Annotated in this window: 2 protein-coding genes; both read left to right on the top strand. The window is 64.6% G+C overall.

The window, feature by feature from the left end:
• Positions 1-193 (top strand): hypothetical protein (locus M529_RS0123965; RefSeq protein WP_041208850.1); only part of this gene is annotated, 193 nt, incomplete at its 5' end.
• Positions 194-200: 7 nt separating this feature from the next.
• Positions 201-923, top strand: a complete 723-nt coding sequence (locus tag M529_RS25385; protein WP_015460630.1) for a DUF6118 family protein — start codon at positions 201-203, stop codon at positions 921-923.
• Positions 924-1332 lie beyond the last annotated feature (409 nt).

Raw genomic sequence — 1332 nt, 5'->3', positions numbered from 1 at the left:
GGGCAAGGAAATGGCGGGCATGGCGAAAAGCCTTGAGCGCGATCCCCAGGTGGAATTGGTCCTGCGTAATCGCACCCGCGAGCTGGGGCTTGAGATCGGCATGGGCCGGGGGCGCGGCATGAACAGCGGCGACCTTGGCCGCGAGCTGGCGCGGGATTTAGGGATAGGCATGGGGCGCGGAATGAGCCGGTAAGGAGAGGATGATGGACGAGGATAATTATCGCAACAACGGCAGGGCCGGCGACGATCCGCAGGCGGCGTTCGAGCAGTTGCGCGGCGAGGTGGCGCTGGTGCGCCTTGCGGTCGAGGGGTTAGCCCGCGCGCGCGAGTCCATCGAGATTCCCGATTATCAGCCGACGCTCGCCAACACCGAGAAGATATTGCTGGCGCTCACCCAGCGGGTCGATGTGATCGCGAAAAGCCCCGCGATGAAACTCACCCCGGAGACGATGGGAGAGCGTGTAAACGCTTCGGTGGCGAGTGCGACGGGCGAGCTGCACAACCTGGTGAACAGCACGCGATCGGACATGAGCGAGGCGGCGCGGGAATTGCGGGGGCTGATCGGAACGACGCGCGCGCGCTGGCAACAGGATCGGTGGCTGTTTTGGATCGGGTTGGGCGGCGTGGTGCTGGGGATATTGCTCTATGCGCTTCTCGCCGGCCTGATCGCGCGCGCCATGCCCGATAGCTGGCAGTTGCCGGAGCGCATGGCGACGCGGGCGCTTGCCGAACCGACGCTATGGGATGCCGGCACGCATCTGATGCAGCGCGCATCGCCGGCGAGCTGGGAGGGGATCGTCGCGGCCGCCAATCTGGCGCGGGACAATCGCGAGACGATCGAAGCGTGCGGCGCGGCTGCCGCCAAGGCGAAAAAGACGGTGCGCTGCACGATCGAGGTCAAGCCGGCGAACAATGACCGCTGATCGGCGCGCGCGGCCAAGCTCAGCGTCATGCCTTCGCCGATCGCGTAGCGGCCGAGCGCCATATCGCCGCCACCCTACGCCGGCGCGGCACTGCCGAGGGGCGTATCGGCGTGCCCTATCGGCCTATAGGGGCTAGGGGCGAATCACGGATTTCACCTGAATCCCGTCATGCCGTGGCGCAACTCCTGACGATCTCCGCCGCGCACGCTATTGCGCGGCCTCTCTGATCCCGCATAATGTCCGAAAAACACTGTCGGATTGTAAATGTGTCCGACAACATGGTTTTGGGGGTTTTCCGTCATGCTCGTTGGCTACATGCGCGTATCGTCAACCGATGATCGGCAATCGGTCGATCGGCTCTGTTGCAAAGATTGGCGGCAGTCAGAGGTAGGCTGTCGCTCTGCGCCGA

Origin of the sequence: Sphingobium ummariense RL-3, from assembly GCF_000447205.1 — a bacterium.
In the GTDB taxonomy this organism is placed as follows: Bacteria; Pseudomonadota; Alphaproteobacteria; order Sphingomonadales; family Sphingomonadaceae; genus Sphingobium; species Sphingobium ummariense.
Note: the sequence above shows the minus strand (reverse complement) of the source record. Positions and strands in the feature narration are given on the sequence as shown.